Here is a 23793-nt window from a genome sequence, read left to right as displayed (position 1 = left end):
CTCCCGCCCAGGTGAGGGGCCACTTTGGACCGGCATCCTGTCACGCGGCGTGAGGAGCGAGATGGACGTCGAAGGCGTGAGCATCGTGGCGCGCGGGATCACGGCCACCGGACCGGAGGGCATCGTCTTCGAGAACGTCGACGCCCGCGTGTACCCGGGCGAACTCGCCGTCGTCCTCGGCGAGGGCGGCACCGGCCGCACCTCGCTGCTGCTCGCGCTGTCCGGCAGGCTGCGCACCGTCGCCGGGCGCATCGAGATCGATGAGGCCCCGCGCCGCGCCGGCCTGGTGCGCAAGGTCGTCGTCCCCGCCCGCCTCTCCCCCGGTTTCGAGCTGGACGGCAGGCTCCGGGTCCGGGAGGCCGTCCGGGAGCGCCGCATCACCGCCCGCGTCAGCGCGCAGGACGTGGACCGGGCGCTGGCGCTGGTCGGGGTGGACGTCGACCGGGCCGCGCTGATCGACGAGCTCTACCCGGACGACCGGCTGCTGCTCGCGATCGCGCTCGCCACCGCGGGCGGCCCGCCGGGGATCGTGGTGGACGACGTGACCGCCGGGCTGCTGCCCTCCGGGCGCAACCGGGTGTGGTCGGCGCTGCGGGCCGTCGCGGACACCGGGACGACCGTGCTGGCCAGCGCCACCGAACCCGGTTCGGAGGCGGACGTGCTGATCCGGTTGCCGTACAACGTCGTCGACTTCGGCGACGACACCGGCGGGCTGCCGCTGTTCAGCTCCACCGCGGGCGAGGACCTCCGATGAAGGCGATCTACCTGGCGTGGCTGGAGCTGCGGCGCTTCCGCGGGCCGTGGCGCCGGTTCGCGCCCGCCGTGCTGATCCTCGTCCCGCTGCTGTACGGCGTGCTGTTCCTGTGGTCCAACTGGGACCCGTACGGGCGGACCGCGCAGGTGCCGGTGGCGGTGGTCAACTCCGACCGGCCCGCCGATCACAACGGGGAGCAGATCAACGCCGGCGAGCAGTTCGTGCAGCAGCTGCGCACCACCGACACGTTCCAGTGGCACTTCGTCGACGCGGGCACCGCGCGCAGCGGGCTGGAGGACGGCCGCTACTACTTCACGATCCGCGTCCCGGAGGACTTCAGCACCCGGCTGGCGCAGTCCACGCGCAGCTCCCCGCAGCGCCCCGCGGTGCTGCTGACCAGGAACGACGCCAACGGTCACCTGGCCGGGATCATGGCGGACGCGGCGCGCTACGAGCTGCAGAACCAGATCAACGCCGCCGCGTACGCCGCCTACGCGCGCGGGCTGTACGGCGACCTCGGCGAGGTGCGCGGCAAGCTCGGCACCGCGTCGGAGGTCTCCGAGCAGCTGGTGCAGGGCACCCAGCTGAGCAAGCAGAGCACCGGGGCGCTGGCCCGCGGGCTCAGCGGGGTGCGGGACGGCGCGGGCCGGGTGTCCGGCGGGGTCCGGGACGTCGCGGCTGCCTCCGCCGAGCTCGACGACAAGCTGTCCTCGATCACCGACTTCACCGGGCAGCAGCTGCCCGCCACCACCGATGCGCTGCTGGACGCGAGCTCCTCCGCGGTCGCCGACCTGAATTCGATCTCCGGCGGGGCCGCGGCGGCCCAGCGGCAGGCAGGCGGATCGGCCGGGGCGCTGGAGCAGCTGGCCCAGCGGCACCCGGGCCTGGCCGACGATCCCGCGTACCGGTCCGCGCTGGCCGACGCGCGGCGGCTCGCCTCCACCACCTCGGCGCTCGACGGCACGGCGCGGGACGCGCAGCGCTCCGCCGCCGAAGCCCAGGACCGGGCGCTGGCGCTGCGCGACGAGCTGGCACCGCTGCAGGAGGCGGCGAACGACCTCGCCGAGCCCGCGAGCCGGTTGCGGCTCGCCTCCGCGGAGCTCACCGGCGGCTCCGGCGGGCTCACCCAGGGCGTGAACGCGCTGGTCGCGAACATCGGTGTCGCGCAGACCAGCTCGGGGCAGCTCAACGACGGGGCGCGGCGACTCGCCGACCAGGTGCGGGACAGCCTGGACCGGATGCCGCCCGCCGGGCCGACGGAGGTCGCGCGGGCCTCCTCCGAGCTGGGCACGCCGTCGGCGGTGCGGGCGACGACGCTGAACTCCGCCGACGTGTACGGGCGCGGGGTGGCGCCGCTGTTCTTCGCGATCGCGCTGTGGGTGTTCGGGTTGTTCGCCTACCTGCTGTTCACCCCGCTGAACCAGCGGGCGCTGGGCGGGCGCACCAATCCGCTGTCGATCGCCGTCGGCGGCCTGCTGCCCGCGGCGGTGCTCGGGGTGATCGGCGGGCTGGTGCTGCTGGGCGCGATGGACCTGGGGCTGGGGCTGGACCCGGTGGACCTGCCTTCGGCGGTGGGGCTGGTCGCGCTGGCGGCGGCCGCGTTCACCGCGGTGAACCACTTCCTGCGGGCGGCGTTCGGCGTGGTCGGCGGGCTCGTCTCGGTGGCGCTGCTGCTGGTGCAGATCACCGCATCCGGCGGGCTGTACCCGGTGGAGACGGCCCCGGCGCCGTTCCAGGCGCTGCACGCGGTGCTGCCGATGAGCTACCTGGTGGACGGCCTGCGAGTCGCGTTCACCGGTGGCGAGCCCGCGCACCTGGCGCGGGACGCGATCGTGCTGGGCGGCGTGCTCGTCGGGTTCCTGGTGCTGACGTCGCTGGTGGTGCTGCGGCACCGGACGTGGACGATCGGCAGGCTGCACCCGCAGCTCGAACTGTGAGCCCCGCTGCGCTGCTCGTCATGCCCCGTGCGGGCCCGTAGGCTGGGTGCATGGCTGTTGTGAAGATCAACGCGATCGAGGTCCCCGAGGGCTCCGGCCCCGAACTGGAGAAGCGCTTCGCCGGGCGCCACGGCTCGGTGGAGGACTCCCCCGGGTTCCTCGGCTTCGAGCTGCTGCGGCCCGTGCAGGGCGACAACCGGTACTTCGTCTACACGAAGTGGGAGTCCGAAGAGGACTTCCAGAACTGGGCGCAGGGTCCGGCGAAGGCCGCGCACTCCGGCGAGCACAAGAACACCGTCGCCACCGGTTCCAGCCTGCTGGAGTTCGAGGTCGTGCAGGCCAAGCACAAGGACGCGTGAGCGACCTCCCGGGCGGGCGCCGCGCCCGCCCGGGATTCGAGGTGGAGGAGCGCGGTGAGCACGGACGCGATCGCCGCGGCGGCGGAATCCGTCGCCGGGGCGGAAGCGCTGCTGGTGTGCGCGGGCGCCGGGATCGGCGTCGACTCCGGGCTCCCGGACTTCCGCGGCGACACCGGTTTCTGGCGGGCGTACCCGCCGTACGAGCGGCTCGGGTTGAGCTTCGTCGAGGTGGCCGATCCGGTGCACTTCGCCGAGGACCCCGAGCTGGCGTGGGGTTTCTACGGGCACCGGCTGGGGCTGTACCGCGAGACGGTGCCGCACGAGGGCTTCGCGATCCTGCACCGGTGGGCGCGGCGGATGCCGCTCGGCGCCCGGGTGTTCACCTCGAACGTCGACGGCCAGTTCCAGGCGGCCGGGTTCGCCCCGGAGCACGTCGCCGAGTGCCACGGCAGCATCCACCGGTTGCAGTGCCTGGAACCGTGCACGGACGACGTGTGGTCGGCGGCCAACGTCTCGGTGCGGGTCGATCCGGCGACGATGCGCGCGGAACCACCGCTGCCCGTCTGCCGGAACTGCGGCGGCACGGCGCGGCCGAACATCCTGATGTTCGGGGACTGGAGCTGGGTCGCCGGGGACGCGCAGCCGCGGCTGGACGCCCTGCAGGAGTGGCGGCGCTCGTTGCGGGCGGCACGGCTGGTGGTGGTGGAGCTCGGCGCGGGCACCGCGGTGCCGACGGTGCGCAGGCACGCCGAACTGGCCTCGGCCGCCTCCGGCGCGCTGATCCGCATCAACCCGCGCGAACCCGACGTGCGGCACGGTCGCGGCCTGTCCCTCCCGGAACCGGCGCTACCGGCCCTGCGCGCCATCGACGCCTCGCTCAACGCGTGACCGCCCGCCACTGCGAGCACAACACCCGGCGAGCAGAACCGCGCCACCGCAGATCGTGTTCGCTTCCCGTCAGCGCGAAGCGCTGAGCCGCCGACCACGCACGCTTCCGGACCACCCGCGGGTTCTCAGCGGGATTCTCGCGAGGACGGCTTTTCCCTCGTGGCGGAGCCACTGAGGTTCCGCCACCCCGCCCCCGGAGCAGGACGAGTCCGGCGCAGCCTCAGCCAGAGACCACCAGGTGGGCGCTGATCGCCCGGTGGTCGCTGCCGGGCACGTCGTGCACCTGGTAGCCCTGCGCCACCAGGCCCTCGCTGACCAGCACGTGGTCGATGGTGACGCGCGGCGTCCAGCCCGCACCCCAGGTCGGGGCCAGCCCGTCCCCGGTGACCTCCGCGACGTCGGAGTAGCCGCCGCCGAGCAGCGCCCGCAGCGGCGAGTTGTCCAGCGTCGCGTTGAAGTCCCCGGCGAGGATCCGCGGCGCGGCGCGCTCCCCCGGCGGCCGCGGCATCGCGTCGATCTCCTGCCGCCAGCGACCGGCCGTGTCCGCGCCCATCGGGTAGAGCGGGTGCACCGCGACGAACTCGACCTCGCGGCCGCCCGGCAGCCGGATCAGCGCGGACGGCTGGGCCAGCGAGGTCGGCGGCACCAGCGCCAGCTCGCGCAGCGGGAACCGGGAGGCGATGCCGCTGCCGTCCGCCCGCGGTCCGCTGTGCAGCACCCGGTGCGGCAGCAGTGCCGCGAGCCCGGCCCGGTCCAGCGCGGCGACGGCCTCCGGGGTGAGCTCCTGCAGGCTGAGCACGTCGATCCGCCCGTCCCGCACCAGGTCCACGACCCGTTCCGCGTCGGCCTGGCCGAAAAACAGGTTGACCGACAGCACGCGCAGCGGTGAACCTTGCACCGGCGTCGGCGAGTCCGGGATCGCCCGGGGGAGCACCAGGACCGCCAGCACCACCGACAGCAGCCCCACGAGCAGCGTGCTCAGCCACCGGCGCAGCGCCAGGCCCAGCACGGTCAGCACCACCCCCACCGGCACGGCGTACGGCAGGGTCGCGGTCAGCGCGATCAGGTAGCGGTTCGCGGTGTCGAACCCCAGCAGCACAGGGGCCGCCCACGCGGCGGTGCCGATCACGGCCAGCAGGAACAGCGCGGTGGCGCATCCGCTCCTGCGCGCGGATCCGGCGTCGGGTTCGGCGACCGCCGCGCCCATCCAGCACCCCCGATGTCGTGCGGCTCACCCGCGCTGCCAGCGCGCTGTGCGCGCGCTGTCAGCGCCACCCCCGATGGTGGGGAGCATAACGAATCGAGGAGGCGGCATGTCCTATGCGATCCAGGCCGAGGGCCTGGTGAAGCGCTTCGGCGCGACCACCGCGCTGGACGGCGTCGACCTGGCCGCGCCGACCGGCTCGATCCTGGGGGTGCTCGGGCCGAACGGCGCGGGCAAGACGACGACGGTGCGCATCCTGGCGACGCTGCTGCGGCCGGACGCGGGCCGGGCCACCGTGGCGGGGCGCGACCTGCATCGGGAGGCGGTGGCGGTGCGCGGCCGCATCGGGCTGACCGGGCAGTACGCTTCGGTGGACGAGGAGCTGACCGGGGTGGAGAACCTGGTGCTCATCGGCCGGTTGCTGGAGCTGTCCCGGCGGGACGCGCGGGCGCGCGCGGCGGAGCTGCTGGAGCGCTTCGGGCTCACCGACGCGGGCGGTCGCGCGATCAAGACCTACTCGGGCGGCATGCGCAGGCGGCTCGACCTGGCGGCGAGCATCGTGGGCAGGCCGGAGGTGCTGTACCTGGACGAGCCGACGACCGGGCTGGACCCGCGCAGCCGCAACCAGGTGTGGGACATGGTCACCGGGCTCACCGGCGAAGGCGTCACGGTGCTGCTGACCACCCAGTACCTGGAGGAGGCCGACCAGCTCGCCGACCGGATCAGCGTGATCGACCACGGCCGGGTGGTGGCCGAGGGCCGCGCCGACGAGCTCAAGCGGCGCACCGGCAAGCAGACCCTGCAGGTGCGGCCCAGCGGTGCCGAGGACGTGCCGGAGGTGCGGCGCATCGTCGCCGAGCTCACCGGCGTGCAGCCCGCGACCGACGACGAGGGCGGCCTCATCACCGCCCCGGTGGACGATCCGGTGCTGCTGTCGGCCCTGGTCCGCAGGCTCGACGACGCGGGGATCACCGCCGATGAACTGGCCTTGCGGCTGCCCAGCCTGGACGAGGCGTTCCTCGCCCTGACCGGGAAGCCCGCCGCGGAGGAGGGGACCGCAGCATGACCAGCACGATCGAACGCGGCACCGGGGCCGAGCCGTCCCCGCCGCCGCAGGAGCGCATCGGACCGCTGCGCACCGTGCGGCACGGGCTGACGCTCGCCGGGCGCAGCGTGCTCAAGATCCGCAAGTCGCCGGAGGGGCTGCTGGACGTCACGTTGCAGCCGATCCTGTTCCTGGTGATGTTCGTGTACCTGTTCGGCGGTGCGATCGCCCAGGACACCGGCGCCTACCTGCAGCAGACGTTACCGGGTGTGATGGCGATGAACATGATCTTCGGCAGCCTCGGCACCGGGATGCAGCTCAACACCGACATCAGCAAGGGCGTCTTCGACCGGTTCCGCAGCCTGCCCATCGCCCGCTCGGCGCCGCTGATCGGGGCGGTGTTCGGCGACGTGGTGCGCTACGTGGTGTCGGTGGCGGTGCTGCTGGCCGTGGCGACGCTGATGGGGTTCCGCATCGAGACCGGGCCGCTGCAGGCGTTCGCCGCGTTCCTGGTCGCGTTGGCGTTCGCGCTGTCGATGTGCTGGATCACGGTGTTCCTCGGGATGCTGATCCGCAGCCAGCAGGCGCTGCCGGGCGTGGCGATGGCGTTCATGTTCCCGCTGACGATGGGCAGCAACGTGTTCGTGCCGACGGAGACGATGCCCGGCTGGCTGCAGGCGTGGGTGCAGGTGAACCCGGTGACGCAGCTGGCGGACACCGCGCGCGGGCTGATGATCGGCGGGCCGGTGGCCGGGCCGCTGACGGCGACCGTGATCTGGATGGTGGTGTTGACGGCGGTGTTCTTCCCGCTGGCGATGTGGGCCTACCGGAAGCGGGTGTGAGCCCGCCGGGCGGGAGGCTCTCGGGGGTCTCCCGCCCGGCTTCACCGCTGGTCGCGGTCCAGTGCGGAGCGGAGCTCGGCGAGGGCCGCGGCCCTCGGCTGCGCCGTCGCGGCGTCGAACACCGCCCGGTGCGGTTCTCCGGTGGACGCCAGGCCGTCCCGGGTCCGGCGCACGTCCGGGTCGCCTTCGTCGAGGGCGCCGCGCAGCGCGACGGCCAGCCCGAGCAGCCGCGCCGCCCCGGGCTGGTCGCCGGCGTTCCACCGCCAGCGCGCCGCGCACTCCGCGACGGCCGCCGCCTCCGGCGCGCTCCGGATGCCGGCACCGCCGTCGAGGGCCTTCGCGAGCAGCGCCGGAGCCTCGTCCGGGCGCCCCCGGTCGAGCAGGACCCCGGCGCGTTGCCGCAGCAGTGCCGGACGCAGCAGGGCGCCTTCTTGCTCGTCCGTGCCGATGCGGTCCGCCTCGTCCAGGTACCGCTCGGCCTCGTCCGGTCCGCCTTCCAGCCGCGCGCATTCGGCGAGGCCGGTCAACGCCCACACCGCGAACCACGGCCTGCCGCGCGCCGCGATCTCCCCGGCCCGTTCCAGTTCGGCGCGACCGCGGCCGAAGTCCCCGGCCCGCACCCGCTCCACCCCGATGCGCACCATGATCGCGACCAGGTCGACGTCGGAGCGCAGCTGCCGGATCGTTTCCAGCGCCTCCGCCAGCAGGTCGATGGCGCCCGCGTGATCACCGCGCAGCGAGCGGTAGCCGGCGAGGCTGCTGATGCTCTGCGCCCGCCCCCACCGATCGCCGATCCGGCGGAACGCGTCCGCCGCGGTGCGCATGTGCTCCTCCGCGGTCCGCGGATCGCCGCCGTGCTCGGCGCTGATCGCCTGCTCGAACACCGCCGTGGCCCGCACCCACGGGTCGGGGTGCGCGGTGGCGAGCTCGACGACGCGCCGCAGCTCGGTGAACTCGCCGAGGAACAGCCACGCCCCCGCCTCCAGCAGGACGGAGTGCGGGTAGCGGTGCATCGCCCCGCTCTCCGCCGCCGCGACGGCACCGTCCCGCACCTGCTCGAACCAGCCGTCGCCGGTGCCCGCCAGCGCGCGTCCGAGCCGCACCACCGCCCTGGCCTGCGGTGCGGCGGGGCCGGGCAGCTCGGCGACGGCCGTGAACCGGGCGAGCACCTCCTCGCTCCACGCGGACATCGACCAGTACCAGGACAGCGCGGCCACCAACCGCAGCCCGCGGTCGGCGTCGCCCGCGTCGACGGCCCGGTGCAGCGCGGCCAGCAGGTTGTCGTGGTCGGCGTCGAGCCGGTCCATCAGGTCGAGCTGCTCGGGCCCGTGCAGGCCCGGTTGGGTCTCTTCGGCGACGGCGAGGAAGTGGGCGAGGTGCGCGTCGCGGGCCCGGTCGGCCGCTCCGTCGTCGAGGCAGCGCTGCCAGCAGTAGGCGCGCACCGTCTCCAGCATCCGGTAGCGGCCGTTCTCGACCGCGGTCACCAGGGACTTCTCCACCAGCGAGGACAGCACGTAGAAGACGTCAGCGGCGGGCAGCTCGTCGTCGGCGCACACCGCGGTCACCGATTCGGCGCGGACCGCGCCGGTGAACACGGCCATCCGGGCCGCGAGCCGCCGCTCCCGCTCGTCGAGCAGGTCCCAGCTCCACTCGACGACGGCCCGCAGCGTGCGGTGCCGCGGCATCGCCGCCCGGTTCCCGCCGGTGAGCAGCCGGAACCGGTCGTGGAGCCGCGCGGCGATCTGCCGCAGCGGCATCGACCGCAGCCGGGCGGCGGCGAGTTCGATGGCCAGCGGGATGCCGTCGAGCCGCCGGCACACCTCGACGACGTCGGGCGCGGTGCGCTCGGTGAGCTCGAACCCGGGGCTCGCGGCGGCGGCCCGGTCCGCGAACAACCGCACGGCGGCCGCCGCGGCCGGGTCCGTCCCGTCGGCGGGCAGGGCGAGCGGCCCCACCGGCAGCAGTTCCTCCCCAGGCAGCGCGAGCGGTTCGCGGCTGGTGGCGAGCACCCGGAGCTCGGGGCGGCGGCCGAGGAGTTCGTGCGCGAACCCGGCGGCCTCCTCGATGACGTGCTCGCAGTTGTCGAGGACGAGCACGGCCGGTTCGGCGCCGAGTGCCTCGGCGAGGCGGGCGGCGCCGTGCGACTGCGGTGCCTCCAGCAGCCGGGTCTCGCGGATGCCGAGCGCGGCGAGCACGGCCGCGGTGAGGTCACCCCCGTCGCGCACCGGCGCGAGCTCGGCGAACCACACCCGGTGGCCGGTGAGCTCGGCGGCGATCTCGGTGGCCAGCCGCGTCTTGCCCGCCCCGCCCGGGCCGAACAGGGTGACCAGCCGGGACCGGGCGAGCGCGGCGCCGACCTGCGCGATCTCGGCCTCGCGCCCGACGAAGCTGCTCAGCCGGACCGGGAGGGCCTGGTGCGCCGCCGGGGCGGGCGGCGGCGCGGGCTCGTCGCGCAGCAGCTCGGCGCGCAGCGCGGTCAACGACGTCGAGGGGTCGGTGCCGAGGTCGCCGGCGAGCCGGGAGCGGTGCGCCTCGTACGCGGCGAGCGCGTCGGCGCGGCGACCGGCGGCGTGCAGGGCCCGCAGCCGCAGTGCGATGAGCCGTTCGCGCAGCGGGTGTCGCGCGCAGAGCCCGTCCAGTTCGGGGATCAGGTCCGCGTGCCTGCCGATCCGCAGGTCCGCTTCGATCCGGTCCTCCCGCGCGCCCAGCCGGGCTTCGTCGAGCCGCGCGACGTGGGGGGCCGCGAACGCCGCGTCGGCGACGTCGACGAGCGGGTCGCCGCGCCACAGCGCCAGCGCCTCCCGCAGCACGTCGGCGGCACCGGCGGCCTCGCCGGAGCGCAGCCGGGCCCGGCCCGTCGCCACCAACCGGTCGAACCGGTGCACGTCGACGTCGTCGCCCGCGACGTCCAGGACGTAGCCCGCGGCCGTGGAGGTCAGCCGCAGGTCCCCGGTGGCGCGGCGGGCGCGGGAGACGAGCGTCTGCAGCGCGTTCACAGCGGCGGCCGGTTGCGCGGCGCCCCAGAGGTCGGCGATGAGCGTGTCGGCGGGCACCGGTCGTCCCGCGTCGAGCGCGAGCCGGGCGATCAGGGCGCGGACCCGCCGCCCGCCGACCTCGACGGGTTCGCCGTCGGCCGCGCGCAGCCGGAACGGTCCCAGCATCGCCACTCGCACCCGCCCAGCTTCGCAGGGGCCGGGGCGGCGCAGGTCGAGCCGGGTGTGCACCGGGCCGCCCGGCCTGTGGACAACTCGGTGGATCGGGCGGATCACCCACAGCTGATCCACAACCCGGAACAGCCTTGCTGAGCTGCGAGGACACCGCGGCGGCCGGATCGCGCACCCCGGACCGCAGCACACCGGGAACCACGTTTCCACAGGTCAGCGGCACCTCCTTCGCCACGCCGCGATCGAGGGACGGCGATCGTCGGCACCGGCCCGCCCGGCGGTCCTCCCGACGACGGACCTGTCCCCGAGTTGTCCACAGCTCCATCCACAGGAAGTGCAGTTGTCCACAGCAACGCGGCGACCGGTGGAGCGGCCGTGCGAGGGGGATCACAGGGAAGCACTCCCACCGTGCTGGAATCATGGAACAACGGACATACCGCATGATTCGCGCCCAGCGGTTCCGCTCGGCGCGCGGGCGCGGTCGGCGTGAACCGGCGGTTCAGCGACCGGCCCCGCCGCCCAGCACGGGCGCTGCCCACCGAGACCCCTGCCGACCTCCCTCCCCGCCGATGTTCGGAGCCTCGATGCACTCGACCGCACTGGCCGCTGCCGCCGCCGAGCCGACCGGGTTCACCGGTTGGGTCGTCAGCGTGATGGAGACCCTGGGCGGCCCCGGCGCCGGTCTGATCATCGCGCTGGAGAACGTGTTCCCGCCGATCCCCAGCGAGCTGATCCTGCCGCTGGCCGGGTTCGCCGCCAGCCGGGGCGACATGAACATCGTCTCGGCGGTGCTGTGGACGACGATCGGCTCGATCGTCGGCGCCCTCGTCCTGTACTGGCTCGGCGCCTCGCTCGGCCGGGACCGGATGCGGCGGATCGCCGCGCGGCTGCCGCTGGTGAAGGTCGCCGACGTCGACCGCACCGAGGCCTGGTTCGCGAAGCACGGGGTGAAGGCCGTGTTCCTGGGCCGGATGATCCCGCTGTTCCGCAGCTTCATCTCGCTGCCCGCCGGCGTGGAGAAGATGGCGCTGCCGACGTTCGTGCTGTTCACCGGCTTGGGCAGCCTGATCTGGAACACACTGTTCGTGGTGGCCGGTTACCTGCTCGGCGAGAACTGGTACCTGGTCGAGGAGTACGCGGGGATCGTTTCCAAGGTCGTCGTCGGCGCGGTCGTGGTGGCCCTCATCTACTTCGTCGTCGCCCGCCTCCGCCGCGACCGCCGCGAGCAGGGCGCGGCCGACGACATCACCGACGAACTCCCCCGCATCTCCGCCGACGAGATCCCCACCCAGCAGCTCCCCCGCATCCGCTGACCGGCCGGACGAGTGGCCCATCCACCCGGTCCCGCTGGTCGGATGGGCCACTCACCTGACACGGAGCGGCTCAGCGAGCGCCGGGCAGCTCGGCGAGGAACCGGCGCCAGGCGGAGTGACCGACGCCGAGAGCCGACCGCCCTCGGGATCCTTCGCGAATCACGCACGAACACACCACGGGCGGTTAAGCGAACCTCGACGCACGCATTGCTGGACCCGGAGCTTCGGGTGCTCTTGAACCAGCCGGTGTCGTAACCCATCACTGCACTTCCTTCAACTTCGCCGCGAGGCGATCAGCCGACTCCTCCGAGGACAACGCGAGCCCTCGAACTCGTTCCATCGCTCGGAACATCGGCACGGTGTCCTCTTCGCGATCATGGTAGGTCGCCGGGCCGTGCGAGGCGTTGAACGCGATTCTCGGTGCGGTGCCACCGAAATCCAGCGTGATGAGCCCACCGCCCAGCAGCGGATTGCTCGGCGCGTTGCGCTCGACGAGCTGAAGCGTGACGTCCGATCGCTCGCCAAGGTCGAGCAGGTGCTCAAGCTGGCCGCGCAACACCTCCGGGCTGCCGACGACCTGGTCGAGGGCCGTTTCGGTCAGCACCAACGCGATGTCCTTGGACTCGGGGGCTTCCAACACGCGTCGCTGTTGTTCGAGCCGGAAAGCCAGCCGCCGCTGGACCTCCGCCGCCGAGGACGGCCACCAGATCCCGTCGCACGCGGTGAACACCGCTCGCGGGTAGTCGGCGGATTGCGCGAGGCCGGGCACGATCCCGGTGTCGTAGAAGCCGATCGCGCCAGCGTCGGCCTGCAGGTCGGCGAGCCGCTCGAAGGAACGCGGCAGGTCGTCGGGGCAGGTCGGGCCGCGGGTGCGCTTGCGCGCTTGCAGGCCGAGCGTCAGCGCGACGGCGCGCTCGACGAAGACGGGTGAACGGACCGTTCGACCAACTAGATCGGACGACCCGCCCGCCCGAACCCGCCGCGACCGGTGCCGAGCGCGAAGCGGCCCCCGCACCGGTGTGGTGCGGGGGCCGCGTTCGGATCAGGGATCCGGGGTCACTCCTCGGAGTTGTCCTCCCGCGAGGACTCCTCCGCGGAACCGCCCGAGGACGCCAGGTCCACCGGCGGCGAGTCCGGGACGGTGGACGGCTTCTGCTCACCGCGGAAGGTGAACACCGCCTCGTCGTCCTTGCCCTCGCCGTCCCAGTTGTCGACGTCCACGATGACGATCTGCCCGGCTTCGATCTCGCCGAACAGGATCTTCTCGGACAGCCGGTCCTCGATGTCGCGCTGGATGGTGCGGCGCAGCGGCCGGGCACCCAGCACCGGGTCGAAGCCGCGCTTGGCGAGCAGCTTCTTCGCCTTCGTCGTCAGCTCCAGGGACATGTCCTTGCCCCGCAGCGCCTTCTCCACCCGGCCCGCGAGGAGGTCGACCATCTGGATGATCTCGTTCTCGGTGAGCTGGTGGAAGACGATGACGTCGTCGATCCGGTTGAGGAACTCCGGACGGAAGTGCTTCTTCATCTCCTCGTGGACCTTGGACTTCATCCGCTCGTAGTTCGAGTCGGCGGAGTTGCCCGCGGAGAACCCGAGGCCCACGGCCTTCGAGATGTCCTGGGTCCCGAGGTTCGAGGTGAAGATCAGCACCGTGTTCTTGAAGTCCACCGTGCGGCCCTGGCCGTCGGTCAGGCGGCCGTCCTCCAACACCTGCAGCAGCGTGTTGTAGATCTCCTGGTGGGCCTTCTCGATCTCGTCGAACAGGACCACGGAGAACGGCTTGCGGCGGACCTTCTCGGTGAGCTGGCCGCCCTCCTCGTAGCCGACGTAGCCCGGAGGGGCGCCGAACAGCCGCGAGGCGGTGTAGCGGTCGTGGAACTCACCCATGTCGATCTGCACGAGCGCGTCGTCGTCGCCGAACAGGAACTCGGCCAGCGCCTTCGACAGCTCGGTCTTACCGACACCGGACGGACCGGCGAAGATGAACGAGCCCGAGGGACGCTTCGGGTCCTTCAGCCCGGCGCGGGTGCGGCGGATCGCCTGGGACACGGCCTTGACCGCGTCGTCCTGGCCGATGATCCGCTTGTGCAGCTCGTCCTCCATGCGGAGCAGACGGGTGGTCTCCTCCTCGGTGAGCTTGAAGACGGGGATGCCGGTCCAGTTGGCCAGCACCTCGGCGATCTGCTCGTCGTCGACCTCCGCGACGACGTCCAGGTCACCGGCCTTCCACTGGGTCTCGCGCTCCTCCTTCTGCCCGAGGAGGGTCTTCTCCTCGTCGCGGAGGCGCGCGGCCCGCTCGAAGTCCTGGCCGTCGATGGCCGACTCCTTGTCCCGGCGCACGTCGGCGATCTTCTCGTCGAACTCGCGCAGGTCCGGCGGAGCGGTCATCCGGCGGATGCGCATCCGGGCCCCGGCCTCGTCGATCAGGTCGATCGCCTTGTCCGGCAGGTAGCGGTCGTTGATGTACCGGTCCGCCAGCGTCGAGGCCGCGACCAGCGCGCCGTCGGTGATGGACACCCGGTGGTGCGCCTCGTACCGGTCGCGCAGGCCCTTGAGGATCTCGATGGTGTGTTCCAGCGAGGGCTCGCCGACCTGGATCGGCTGGAAGCGGCGTTCCAGGGCCGGGTCCTTCTCGACGTACTTGCGGTACTCCTCGAGCGTGGTCGCACCGATGGTCTGCAGCTCACCGCGGGCCAGCATCGGCTTGAGGATGCTCGCGGCGTCTATGGCGCCTTCGGCCGCTCCCGCTCCGACGAGGGTGTGGATCTCGTCGATGAACAGGATGATGTCGCCGCGGGTCTTGATCTCCTTGAGCACCTTCTTCAGGCGCTCCTCGAAGTCACCGCGGTAGCGGGAACCGGCGACCAACGAGCCCAGGTCGAGCGTGTAGAGCTGCTTGTCCTTCAGCGTCTCGGGCACCTCGCCCTTGACGACCTTCTGCGCCAGGCCCTCGACGACGGCGGTCTTGCCGACGCCGGCCTCGCCGATGAGCACCGGGTTGTTCTTGGTGCGCCGCGAGAGCACCTGCATGATGCGCTCGATCTCCTTGTCCCGGCCGATGACCGGGTCGAGCTTCGACTCGCGGGCGCTCTGCGTCAGGTTCCGGCCGAACTGGTCCAGGACCAGCGACGACGACGGGGTGCCCTCGCCGCGGCCACCGGCCTCGGCGGGCTCCTTGCCCTGGTACCCGGACAGCAGCTGCAGCACCTGCTGGCGCACCCGGTTCAGGTCCGCGCCGAGCTTGACGAGCACCTGGGCGGCGACGCCCTCGCCCTCGCGGATCAGCCCGAGCAGGATGTGCTCGGTCCCGATGTAGTTGTGGCCGAGCTGCAACGCCTCCCGCAGCGACAGCTCCAGCACCTTCTTGGCCCGTGGGGTGAACGGGATGTGACCGCTCGGGGCCTGCTGGCCTTGGCCGATGATCTCCTCGACCTGCTGCCGCACGCCTTCCAGGGCGATCCCCAGCGACTCCAGCGCCTTGGCGGCGACACCCTCACCCTCGTGGATCAAGCCCAGGAGGATGTGCTCGGTGCCGATGTAGTTGTGGTTGAGCATCCGGGCCTCTTCTTGGGCCAGGACGACCACCCGCCTCGCGCGGTCGGTGAACCTCTCGAACATTCGCACTCCCTGACTGCTGCGCCGGCGGTGTTGTACCGGGACACGGCTCCTGCTCGCCGATGCCCGCGAAGGGTTCAGCACTCTGGGGTCCACTGTAGTAGCCGCACCCCGGCGGAGTCCGGACCCGCTGGCAGCCCGCCGCACCCGTTCGCCGCCTTGCCTGTCGTCCAACGAGCTGCCGACCTGCGGCATTCCGCTCTGACCCGAGTGGGGGCCGATGTCCGCTGAGCGCGAACAAGACCCGGAGCCGCGGCGCTCGTCCACTCGTTCAGGTGGCCACGGTCGACTCAATCTCGCACGGTGGACGCCGCTCTGCCACCAATCGGTACCACCATCGGCGTACCCGTCACCGGGTCGGGGATGACCCGGGCGTTCAGGCTGAAGACGTCCGCCAGCAATTCCTCGGTGAGCACCTCGTCGGGCGCGCCCTGCGCGACGATCGCACCGTCGCGCATCGCGACCAGCCGGTCCGCGTAGCGGGCCGCCAGGTTCAGGTCGTGCAGCACCATCACCACGGTGCGGCCGCTCTCGTCGTGCAACCGGCCGACCAGGTCCAGCACCTCCACCTGGTGCGCCAGGTCCAGGTACGTCGTCGGCTCGTCCAGCAGCAGCAGGTCGGTGCCCTGGGCCAGCGCCATCGACAGCCAGGCGCGCTGGCGCTGGCCGCCGGAGAGCTCGTCCACCGCGCGCTCGGCGAGGTCGCCGATGCCGGTGAGCTCCAGCGCCTCCGCCACAGCCTGCTCGTCGTCCGAGGACCACTGCCGGTACCAGGCCTGGTGCGGGTGCCTGCCCCGCGCGACCAGGTCCGCCACCGTGAGCCCCTCCGGCGCCTGCGGCGTCTGCGGCAGCAGGCCGAGCACGCGCGCGACCTCCTTGGTGGGCATCTTGTGGATCTGCTTGCCGTCGAGCAGCACCTGCCCGCTCTGCGGCGCCAGCAACCGGGCCAGCGCCCGCAGCACCGTGGACTTGCCGCAACCGTTCGGGCCGATCACGGCGGTGATGGTGCCGTCCGGCACGTCGATGTCGAGGCCGTCCACGACGACCCGATCGCCGTAGGCCAGCCGCAGCCGCTCGCCCTGGAGCCGCTGCCGACGCCCGGCACCGGCCGCTTCCTGGCTGGGTGTGGACACGGGTGAGGTCATGCGCGGTCCTCCCGGTACCGACGGATGAGCAAGTAGATCAGGTACGGCGCGCCCAAGATCGCGGTGACGATGCCCACCGGCATCTCCGCCGCGCCGAACGCCGTCCTGGACAGCAGGTCGGCCGCCACCACCAGGGCGCCGCCGAACACCAGCGAGGACACCAGCGGTGGTCGCGCGGACCGGGACAGCCGCAGCGCGATCTGCGGCGCCGCCAGCGCCACGAACTGCACCGGACCGGCCGCCGCGGTCGCGATCGAGGCCAGCACCACGGCGGCGAGCAGCAGCAGGCCGCGCGAGAGGTCCCTCCGCAGGCCGAGGCCGCGCACCGTGTCGTCGTCGAACTGCAGGGCGCCGAGCGCGTGCGCGCCCAGCAGGGTCAGCGGCAGCAGCACGGCCAGCGCGATCGCCGTCGGCACCACGTGGTCCCAGCCGCGGGCGTTGAGGCTGCCCGTCAGCCACACCATCGCCCGCCCGGCGTCGTTCACGTCGCCCACCGTGAGCAGCCAGTAGATGGCGTTCCCGGCGAGCGCGGTGACGCCCACGCCGACCAGCACGATCCGGTACGAGTCGACCCCGCCGCGGTACGCCAGCCCGTAGATCGCGAGCCCGGCCACCAGCCCGCCGGCGAGCGCGATCATCGGCAGGCCCACGGCCTCGGCGAACCCGCCCAGCGCGCCCGCGGTACCGCCGAACACGATCACCGCGACCGCGGCGGCCCCGGCACCGGAGGTGATGCCGAGCATGTCCGGGCTGGCCAGCGGGTTGCGCGCCACGGCCTGCGTGATCGCGCCGGACAGGCCCAGCGCCGCGCCCACCAGCACCGCGGTCAGCGCCCGCGGCATCCGCAGCCCGAACACCACGTAGTGGTCGGCGTAGTCGCCGCCGCCGAACAGCGTGACCAGCACCTGCCCGGGGCTCAGCTGGTACTCGCCGAGCCCGATGTCCAGCAGCACGCAGGCCAGCAGCACCACCAGCCCGCCGAGCAGCACCAGCAGCGGCCGCGGCCGCAGCACCCCGGAGACCGGCCCCACCCGCAGCGGTCGCCGACCGGCGACCCGTCGTCCGGGGGCGTCGAGAACCTGAGTCACAGCCGCACCAGCTTCCTGCGCCGCACCAACGCGATGAAGAACGGGGCGCCGACCATCGCCAGCATCACCCCGACCTGGACTTCGGCCGGCCGCGCGACCAACCGGCCCGCGATGTCCGCGAGCAGCACCAGCGACGAGCCCATCAGCGCCGCGAAGGGCAGCAGCCAGCGGTGGTCGGCGCCGGTGAAGAACCGCGCGATGTGCGGCACCACCAGGCCCACGAAGCTGATCGGCCCGCACACCGCGGCCGAGGCGCCCACCAGCACCGCGATCGCCAGCACGCCGAGCCGCCGGGTCACCTCGACCCGGTGCCCGAGACCGCGGGCCACGTCGTCGCCCAGCGACAGCGCGTTGAGCCCGGTCGAGTTCGCCAGCCCCAGCACGAGCCCGACGACCAGGAACGGCAGCACCTGCCAGATGACCGCGGGATCGGTGACCGCGATCGACCCGACCTTCCAGAACCGGTAGGTGTCCAGGCTCTGCTGGTCGCTGAGCACCAGCGCCGAGGTCAGCGCCTGCAGCAGCGCGCTGATCGCCATGCCCGCGAGCGCCAGCGTCACCGGGGTGGCGCCGGCCCGGCCCATCGAGCCGATCGCGAACACCGCCAGCGCGCCCAGCAGCGCCCCGCCGAAGCCGAACCAGATGTAGCCGAACAGGCTGCTGATGCCGAACGCGTACACCGCCAGCACCACCGCGAGCGCCGCGCCCTGGGTGATGCCGAGGATGCCGGGGTCGGCGATGGGGTTGCGGGTGTGCCCCTGCATCAGCGCGCCGGCGAGCCCGAGCGCGGCGCCGACGAGCACGCCGACGACGGTGCGCGGCAGCCGCAGCTCCCAGATGATCAGGGCGTTCTCCGAGCCCGCGGGCGCGACCAGCTCGGTCCACACGTCGCCGAGCGGGATGGACTTGGCGCCGACGGCGATGCTCAGCGCGCAGCTGACCACGAGCACGCCGAGCAGCACGCCCAGACCGAGCAGCCTGCGCCTGCGGCGCGCGCCGAGCCGCGCGGCCGGTGCTTCCGGCGCATCGCGCTCGGTGCCGGGCGGGCTCCCGACGGTTCCGCTGCGGCTCAAGGTCCCACTCCCACGTCGTCCGGTTCCGCCACTCGGCCCCAAGTTAGGTTAGGCCGACCTAAGGCTAGCCGACGGGTCCCGGCGGGTGGACCGATTCTCCGGAGCTCGCGGACGTACTCCGCGTCACGCCGCGATCACTCCGCCGAGACCAGGACGACGGGTGCGACCCCGCCGGAACCTCCGATCGGAAACCGATTTCCCGTGTTCCGCATCGATTCCGGAAGCCGATCTTCGAGGGTTTTCCCTCGCCTGCGCGGATCGACCGAGTCCGCCACCCGGCAATCTTGCGGCGACCACGGGCGCTCGACGGATGAAATCCCGGCGATAGCGCCGAACGGATCAGGCTCGTGAATCCCGTTCACGAACACCGCCGGCCCCGATTTCACCGCGCGGGCGACCGGATACCCCGGACGGCAGGCGGACGTTCGCGGAATCGACGCGGAACGCCCGCACCCGGACGCGGAAGAGAGCGAGAATCGGCGGCCGAACGCGCGGAACATCATCGGCCCCCAGCGGCGGCACCGGCGCGCGCAAACAGTCGAGGCCCCGGCCGGAACGTTCGGGCGCGACCAACCGGACCCGCGGCGAACGGGACGCGGCCGCGCATCGGCCGCGGCATTCCGATCCGGGAACGGGCCGCGGCCGGTCGCGGCGGTTCATCAGCATTCCTGGCGCGAACGAACATCGGATCGGTGGTGGGCCCGCCGGGAAGAATCCGGATCCGGCATCCGGTGGAGCGGGTCGAACCGGATCGGATGCGGCGGATCAGGTGCTGGGGAACCCGATGCCGGGTTCCGCGGCCGAACCGGATCGCGGAACCGCCGCGGAAGCCCGCCGCGGAGCGGCTCCGGCAACGCGCAGGGGGCGCCGGGAATCCCCGGCGCCCCCTGTGCGCGTCCGCACGGCTTCAGTTCGCCTTGTGGTACTGGTCCACGATGTCCGCGGGGATCCGGCCGCGGTCCGAGACCTTCAGGCCGCGCTTGCGGGCCCATTCCCGGATGGCCTGGTTCTGCTCCCGATCCGCGCTGGTGGAGCCGCCCGCGGCGCGACCGGCCGCAGCGGGGCGCGGGCCGGGCTTCTTCCGCCCGCCCGCGCGACGCGCGCTGGAGACGTAGCCGGACAGCGCGTCGCGCAGCTCGCTCGCATTGTCGTTGGAAAGGTCGATCTGGTACGAGACGCCGTCCAACGCGAACTCGACCGTTTCATCGGCCTGGCCGCCGTCGAGATCGTCGACGAGCGTGACCGTAACCTTCTGCGCCATGGTGGCAGTCCTCCCCGGAGTTTCTGCGAATAACGCCGATGACGGCACGACCACCGCCGAGACCTCTCTGCCGAGAGCTTCCCGGGTCCGCAGCTCGACCCGGGCCATACCCGACTGCCCTTGCTGAACCACCCGGCGGAGCCGCGCAATCCGAACGCCCCACCGGACTCTCCGGTCGACCTTGCAGTGAGCCCTTCGGCTTCCGCCGGTTTCGTCGGCCGGAGCGCGGGAGGGCAAGCCGCCCCGGGACCGGCCTGATGGAGTTCGACAGAGTTTGGCCAGCTGACCAAGAATAGCCGTCATCGAAGCCTTCACCGAACATTGTCACGGTCAGGTTAGCGCAGCCTCTCGACAAACGCACTCACCCCGCCGAGGAAAAAACCAGGCGTCTCCCCGGATCGGGTCATTCCGGACCTCCACCGGAAGCGGATCGAGCGGCCGATACCGACTCCGGCGCACTACATCAACGATGTCACCGGGCCATTCCCGCACTCCGCGTCCGCGTCATTCCGCACTCATCGGCAAGCAGAAAGTGCGCACTCACCGGCCGGGACCTCGGCCGCCGCGCACTCCCCGCGCTGGACATCGCGCTGTTCCGGCAAGCCGACAAGAAGTATCGGGTCGCCGGGCAGCACTCGTGAGCCGTTAACGGCCGCGACATCCGGAATCCGCTTTCCCGCCGCGGAGCCCGGCGGCGGGAAAAGGGGGCCGGATCAGCGGAAGTTGCGGTCGTACACCAGCCGCAGGCCCAGCAGCGTCAGGTCCGGCACGTGGTGGGTGATGGTCTGCGATTCGGCGACCACCAGCGGCGCCAGGCCACCCGTGGCCAGCACCGCCGCCGTCCCGCCGTGGGTCGAGCCCAGTTCGGCCACGATCCGCCGCACCAGCCCGTCGACCTGTCCGGCGAAACCGAACAGGATGCCCGACTGCAGGCATTCCACCGTGTTCTTCCCGATCACCGACCGCGGCCGGGTCAGCTCCACCTTGCGCAACTGCGCGGCCCGCGAGGCGAGGGCGTCCAGCGAGATCTCCACCCCCGGCGCGAACGCCCCGCCGAGGAACTCGCCCTTCGCGGAGATCACGTCGACGTTCGTGGACGTGCCGAAGTCGACCACCACGCAGTTCGTCGCGTGCAGGTGGTGCGCGGCGAGGGTGTTGATCACCCGGTCCGCGCCGACCTCCTTCGGGTTGTCGACCAGCAGCGGGACCCCGGTGCGCACGCCCGGTTCCACCACGATCCGCGGCACCCCGTCCCAGTAGCGGCCGAGCATCACGCGCAGCTCGCGCAGCAGCGCCGGGACCGTGGACAGCGCCGAGATGCCGGTGATCCGCTCGGCGTGCTCGCCGAGGAGCCCGCGCACGGTCAGCGCCATCTCGTCGGCCGTCATCCGCGGTTCGGTGCGCATCCGCCAGTCCCGCACCAGGCCACCGCGGGGATCCTCGGAGCCGGTGTCGTACAGGCCGAGGGTGATGTTGGTGTTACCGACGTCCAGCGCGAGCAGCACCGGCGTACCTCCCGGGGTCGGAGCGGGGTCAGGCCTCGGGGGCCGCGAGCAGCGCGTCCAGCTTCGCGGCGTCGTCCGTCTCCGCCGACGCGGCACCGCTGACCAGGCCGGAGTCCGCGGGGGCCGCGGCCGGGTCGGTGCCGCGCTCCAGCACGGCGTTGTCGGCGTCCACGAAGATGACCTTCGGCCGGTAGGAGCGGGCCTCCATCTCGTCCATCACCCCGTAGGCGATGAGGATCACCAGGTCACCGGGCCGCACCAGGTGCGCGGCGGCCCCGTTGATGCCGATCACGCCGGAGCCGCGCTCGCCGGTGATCACGTAGGTCTCCAGCCGGGCGCCGTTGGTGACGTCGACGATCGCGACCTGCTCGCCCTCCAGCAGGTCGGCGGCGTCCATCAGGTCCGCGTCCACCGTCACCGAGCCGACGTAGTGCAGGTCGGCCTGGGTCACCGTGGCGCGGTGGATCTTGGACTTGAGCATGGTGCGGAACATCGAACTACTCCCCTCACCGCCGGAAGGCGGTCGGAAGGATCGGGGGCCCTGCTACTCCACCGGGCCGAGTTGGACGAGCGCGTTGTCGATGAGCCGGGTGCCGCCGACCTGGGCCGCCACCAGCAGCCGGGCCTCGCCGGAGGCGGGCGCCGGGCCCAGCTCGGTGTCCCGCAGCTCCAGGTAGTCGACCGCCACCAGCGGTTCGGAATCCAGCGCGGCGCGCGCCGCCGCCAGCACCGCCTCCGGGCCGGACCGGCCCGCGTGCACCCCGGCGGCCATCGCCGCGGACAGGGCCAGCGCGGCCCGCCGCTGCTCGGCGTCCAGGTAGGCGTTGCGCGACGACAGGGCGAGCCCGTCGGCCTGGCGCACGATCGGCACGCCCTGGATCTTCGCGTCGAGGTTCAGGTCCCGCGCCATCCGGCGCACCAGCACCAGCTGCTGGTAGTCCTTCTCGCCGAACAGCGCCAGGTCCGGGCGCACGATGCCGAGCAGCTTCGCGACGACGGTGAGCATCCCGTCGAAGTGCCCGGGCCTGCTCGCCCCCTCCAGCTGCTCACCGAGCGAGCCCGCGGTGAGGCCGACCTGCCGGTCCGGGGCGTACATGTCCGCGGGCTCGGGGGCCAGCACCAGCTCGACGCCCTCGGCGCGGCACAGCTCCAGGTCCGCGTCGAAGGTGCGCGGGTAGCGGTCCAGGTCCTCGCCCGCGCCGAACTGCAGCGGGTTCACGAAGATCGACACGACGGTGACCGCGGCGGGCACCTTGCGGGCCGCGCGGATCAGCTCCAGGTGGCCTTCGTGCAGCGCGCCCATCGTCGGCACCAGCGTGATCGGGCGGCCGGTGGAGCGCAGCGCCCGCGTCACCTTCGCCAGCTCCGCGGGGCGGCGGTGCACGGTGAGTTCCCGCGCGGTGTACCCGGGGCCCGCGCCCACCCCGTCGGCCGTGGTCATCGCTGCTCCTCGTCGAGTACTTCGTGCACTTCGGTGGCCGACCGGGCGTCGAGCAGACCGGCCTGCTCGGCGCGGTCGGCGGTCCGCCTCGCCATCGCCGCGTACCCGGCGACCATCTCCGGCGCCGACTCCCGCAGCGAACCCAGGTGGGCGCGGACCGTGCCCACGTCACCGCGGGACACCGGACCGGTGAGGCCGCGGTCCCCGAAGCGCAGCGCGTTGTCCAGCGAGGCGGACAGCACCGGGGCCATCACCCGGTCCGGGATCTCGATCCCGGCGGCGCGCAGCAGGTCCGCGCACTCGTTGACCAGGGTGATCAGGTGGTTCGCGCCGTGCGAGAGCGCCGCGTGGTAGAGCCGCCGGGCGTGCTCGGGGACGCGGACCGGTTCCGCGCCGAGCTCCAGCGCGAGCACTTCGCCGACGTTCCACGCCGCCTCGTCGTCCGGCGCGGTCACCGCGGCGCAGGCCGTCGCCAGCCGCTCCACGTCCTCGGCCCGGCCGGTGAAGGTCATCGCGGGGTGCAGCGCCAAGGTCAGCACGCCCAGCTCGGCGGCGGGCTCCAGCGGGGCGACGCCGTGGGCGCCGCAGGTGTGCAGCACGATCTGCCCGGAGCGCAGCGAGCCGGTGGCGACCAGGCCGCGCACCAGGCCGGGCAGCACGTCGTCGGGAACCGCCAGCACCACCAGATCGGCGGCGTCGGCGACCTCGTCGGGCGGGCGCACCGGTACCGCGGGCAGCAGCTCCTCGGCTCGGCGCAGCGAGGCGTCCGACACCGCGGACACCGCCACGACCTCGTGCCCGGCGCGCGCCAGCGCCGCTCCGAGCACGGCACCCACCCGGCCCGCGGACACCACTCCGACCCGGAGCCGGGGTCCCGCGCCTCGACCTGGTGGACGTCCGCCAGACATCGACACGTCGTCCTCCCAACCGTTCCAGTCCCGCAGCGGGTACCGGACAGCAGCGCGAGAGTAGCCCGCCGCCGGGCGTCCGCGACTCGCCGGGTGGCGAGAACCACCCGGTCCGCGCGGGCGCGCCGATCAGCTCCGCGGCGGGGTGCCGCCGCGGTCGCCCCGGGGCGGCCGGGGCGTCCTGGGGCGGTGTCTTATTCACATATACGCGCCCCCGGGCCCGCGCAGGAACGTGGGGGCTCGGGTTGGGCTGG

The 23793-nt window shown here is 72.9% G+C and carries 19 protein-coding genes and 1 pseudogene; 7 read left to right on the top strand and 13 right to left on the bottom strand.

Going from position 1 to position 23793, the window contains the following annotated elements:
* The first annotated feature begins 61 nt into the window (after window positions 1-61).
* From LCD33_RS19740 to LCD33_RS19725, 4 genes are read left to right on the top strand one after another with little or no spacing between them, the layout of a single operon-like run.
* Window positions 62-754 (top strand): ATP-binding cassette domain-containing protein, encoded by a 693-nt coding sequence (locus LCD33_RS19740; protein WP_224959496.1) that lies wholly within the window; start codon window positions 62-64, stop codon window positions 752-754.
* Window positions 751-2691, top strand: a complete 1941-nt coding sequence (locus tag LCD33_RS19735) for a YhgE/Pip family protein (RefSeq protein ID WP_224959494.1) — start codon at window positions 751-753, stop codon at window positions 2689-2691. The genes LCD33_RS19740 and LCD33_RS19735 overlap by 4 nt, the downstream gene beginning before the upstream one ends.
* 50 nt (window positions 2692-2741) lie before the next feature.
* Window positions 2742-3050, top strand: a complete 309-nt coding sequence (locus tag LCD33_RS19730; RefSeq protein WP_224959492.1) for an antibiotic biosynthesis monooxygenase — start codon at window positions 2742-2744, stop codon at window positions 3048-3050.
* 54 nt (window positions 3051-3104) lie between these two features.
* Window positions 3105-3938, top strand: a complete 834-nt coding sequence (locus tag LCD33_RS19725; RefSeq protein ID WP_224959490.1) for a Sir2 family NAD-dependent protein deacetylase — start codon at window positions 3105-3107, stop codon at window positions 3936-3938.
* 220 nt (window positions 3939-4158) lie between these two features.
* Here LCD33_RS19725 and LCD33_RS19720 read toward each other — a convergent pair whose 3' ends face one another.
* Window positions 4159-5145 carry an endonuclease/exonuclease/phosphatase family protein gene (locus LCD33_RS19720; protein ID WP_224959488.1) on the bottom strand — a complete coding sequence of 329 codons (987 nt, stop codon included), beginning with the start codon at window positions 5143-5145 and terminating at the stop codon, window positions 4159-4161.
* Window positions 5146-5251: 106 nt separating this feature from the next.
* Between LCD33_RS19720 and LCD33_RS19715 the strand changes: the two genes are divergently transcribed.
* Both LCD33_RS19715 and LCD33_RS19710 read left to right on the top strand, forming a co-directional pair.
* Entirely contained in the window at window positions 5252-6208 is a 957-nt protein-coding gene (locus tag LCD33_RS19715; protein ID WP_224978136.1) for an ATP-binding cassette domain-containing protein, read from the top strand.
* Window positions 6205-7029 (top strand): ABC transporter permease, encoded by an 825-nt coding sequence (locus tag LCD33_RS19710; protein ID WP_224959484.1) that lies wholly within the window; start codon window positions 6205-6207, stop codon window positions 7027-7029. The genes LCD33_RS19715 and LCD33_RS19710 overlap by 4 nt, the downstream gene beginning before the upstream one ends.
* Before the next feature lie 41 nt (window positions 7030-7070).
* On the opposite strand, the gene LCD33_RS19705 is transcribed toward LCD33_RS19710, so the two are convergent.
* Complete coding sequence (locus LCD33_RS19705; protein ID WP_224978135.1) at window positions 7071-10190, bottom strand: BTAD domain-containing putative transcriptional regulator; 3120 nt, start codon at window positions 10188-10190, stop codon at window positions 7071-7073.
* Between the two features lie 587 nt (window positions 10191-10777).
* Here LCD33_RS19705 and LCD33_RS19700 point away from each other — a divergent pair.
* Window positions 10778-11506: a DedA family protein gene (locus LCD33_RS19700; protein WP_224967456.1), complete on the top strand. Its 729-nt coding sequence runs from the start codon at window positions 10778-10780 to the stop codon at window positions 11504-11506.
* 194 nt (window positions 11507-11700) lie between these two features.
* Here the strand turns inward: LCD33_RS19700 and LCD33_RS19695 are convergent.
* From LCD33_RS19695 to LCD33_RS19645, 11 genes and pseudogenes are all read right to left on the bottom strand, one after another.
* A pseudogene (locus LCD33_RS19695) lies at window positions 11701-11766 on the bottom strand (DUF397 domain-containing protein); the annotation flags it as partial.
* On the bottom strand, window positions 11766-12521 hold the full coding sequence (locus tag LCD33_RS19690) for a DUF5753 domain-containing protein (protein ID WP_224978134.1): 756 nt from the start codon (window positions 12519-12521) through the stop codon (window positions 11766-11768). The gene LCD33_RS19690 and the pseudogene LCD33_RS19695, both read right to left, overlap by 1 nt.
* 41 nt (window positions 12522-12562) lie before the next feature.
* Window positions 12563-15121 (bottom strand): ATP-dependent Clp protease ATP-binding subunit, encoded by a 2559-nt coding sequence (locus tag LCD33_RS19685; RefSeq protein ID WP_224959476.1) that lies wholly within the window; start codon window positions 15119-15121, stop codon window positions 12563-12565.
* A 287-nt stretch (window positions 15122-15408) separates the two neighbouring features.
* Window positions 15409-16263 (bottom strand): ABC transporter ATP-binding protein, encoded by an 855-nt coding sequence (locus LCD33_RS19680; RefSeq protein ID WP_224959474.1) that lies wholly within the window; start codon window positions 16261-16263, stop codon window positions 15409-15411.
* Window positions 16260-17351, bottom strand: a complete 1092-nt coding sequence (locus LCD33_RS19675; protein ID WP_224959471.1) for an iron chelate uptake ABC transporter family permease subunit — start codon at window positions 17349-17351, stop codon at window positions 16260-16262. The genes LCD33_RS19680 and LCD33_RS19675 overlap by 4 nt, the downstream gene beginning before the upstream one ends.
* Window positions 17348-18424 (bottom strand): FecCD family ABC transporter permease, encoded by a 1077-nt coding sequence (locus tag LCD33_RS19670; RefSeq protein WP_373690003.1) that lies wholly within the window; start codon window positions 18422-18424, stop codon window positions 17348-17350. The genes LCD33_RS19675 and LCD33_RS19670 overlap by 4 nt, the downstream gene beginning before the upstream one ends.
* A 907-nt stretch (window positions 18425-19331) precedes the next feature.
* Entirely contained in the window at window positions 19332-19685 is a 354-nt protein-coding gene (locus LCD33_RS19665; protein ID WP_184483511.1) for an Lsr2 family protein, read from the bottom strand.
* Between the two features lie 713 nt (window positions 19686-20398).
* A complete protein-coding gene (locus LCD33_RS19660) occupies window positions 20399-21190 on the bottom strand; it encodes a type III pantothenate kinase (RefSeq protein ID WP_224963149.1) in 792 nt (263 codons plus the stop codon).
* A gap of 28 nt (window positions 21191-21218) precedes the next feature.
* On the bottom strand, window positions 21219-21683 hold the full coding sequence (gene panD, locus LCD33_RS19655; protein ID WP_224963147.1) for an aspartate 1-decarboxylase: 465 nt from the start codon (window positions 21681-21683) through the stop codon (window positions 21219-21221).
* Between the two features lie 51 nt (window positions 21684-21734).
* Window positions 21735-22631: a pantoate--beta-alanine ligase gene (panC, locus tag LCD33_RS19650; RefSeq protein WP_224978133.1), complete on the bottom strand. Its 897-nt coding sequence runs from the start codon at window positions 22629-22631 to the stop codon at window positions 21735-21737.
* The gene (locus LCD33_RS19645; RefSeq protein WP_224967450.1) at window positions 22628-23539 is read right to left on the bottom strand and encodes a Rossmann-like and DUF2520 domain-containing protein; all 912 of its coding nucleotides are present in this window, start codon (window positions 23537-23539) and stop codon (window positions 22628-22630) included. Before LCD33_RS19645 ends, panC begins: the two co-directional genes overlap by 4 nt.
* Between the last annotated feature and the right edge of the window lie 254 nt (window positions 23540-23793).

Origin of the sequence: Saccharopolyspora sp. 7B (assembly GCF_020177435.1) — a bacterium.
GTDB classification, from domain to species: Bacteria; Actinomycetota; Actinomycetes; order Mycobacteriales; family Pseudonocardiaceae; genus Saccharopolyspora_C; species Saccharopolyspora_C gregorii.
The sequence above is the reverse complement of the archived record's forward strand: the minus strand, read 5'-3'. Positions and strand labels throughout refer to the sequence as shown.

What these genes read in the sequence shown, in the direction of transcription:
- LCD33_RS19740 (WP_224959496.1), top strand. Translation starts at nt 62, where the DNA reads ATGGACGTCGAAGGCGTGAGCATCGTGGCGCGCGGGATCACGGCCACC.
- LCD33_RS19735 (WP_224959494.1), top strand. Translation starts at nt 751, where the DNA reads ATGAAGGCGATCTACCTGGCGTGGCTGGAGCTGCGGCGCTTCCGCGGG.
- LCD33_RS19730 (WP_224959492.1), top strand. Translation starts at nt 2,742, where the DNA reads ATGGCTGTTGTGAAGATCAACGCGATCGAGGTCCCCGAGGGCTCCGGC.
- LCD33_RS19720 (WP_224959488.1), bottom strand. Translation starts at nt 5,145, where the DNA reads ATGGGCGCGGCGGTCGCCGAACCCGACGCCGGATCCGCGCGCAGGAGC.
- LCD33_RS19715 (WP_224978136.1), top strand. Translation starts at nt 5,252, where the DNA reads ATGTCCTATGCGATCCAGGCCGAGGGCCTGGTGAAGCGCTTCGGCGCG.
- LCD33_RS19710 (WP_224959484.1), top strand. Translation starts at nt 6,205, where the DNA reads ATGACCAGCACGATCGAACGCGGCACCGGGGCCGAGCCGTCCCCGCCG.
- LCD33_RS19705 (WP_224978135.1), bottom strand. Translation starts at nt 10,190, where the DNA reads ATGCTGGGACCGTTCCGGCTGCGCGCGGCCGACGGCGAACCCGTCGAG.
- LCD33_RS19700 (WP_224967456.1), top strand. Translation starts at nt 10,778, where the DNA reads ATGCACTCGACCGCACTGGCCGCTGCCGCCGCCGAGCCGACCGGGTTC.
- LCD33_RS19685 (WP_224959476.1), bottom strand. Translation starts at nt 15,121, where the DNA reads ATGTTCGAGAGGTTCACCGACCGCGCGAGGCGGGTGGTCGTCCTGGCC.
- LCD33_RS19680 (WP_224959474.1), bottom strand. Translation starts at nt 16,263, where the DNA reads ATGACCTCACCCGTGTCCACACCCAGCCAGGAAGCGGCCGGTGCCGGG.
- LCD33_RS19665 (WP_184483511.1), bottom strand. Translation starts at nt 19,685, where the DNA reads ATGGCGCAGAAGGTTACGGTCACGCTCGTCGACGATCTCGACGGCGGC.
- panD (WP_224963147.1), bottom strand. Translation starts at nt 21,683, where the DNA reads ATGTTCCGCACCATGCTCAAGTCCAAGATCCACCGCGCCACGGTGACC.
- panC (WP_224978133.1), bottom strand. Translation starts at nt 22,631, where the DNA reads ATGACCACGGCCGACGGGGTGGGCGCGGGCCCCGGGTACACCGCGCGG.
- LCD33_RS19645 (WP_224967450.1), bottom strand. Translation starts at nt 23,539, where the DNA reads ATGTCTGGCGGACGTCCACCAGGTCGAGGCGCGGGACCCCGGCTCCGG.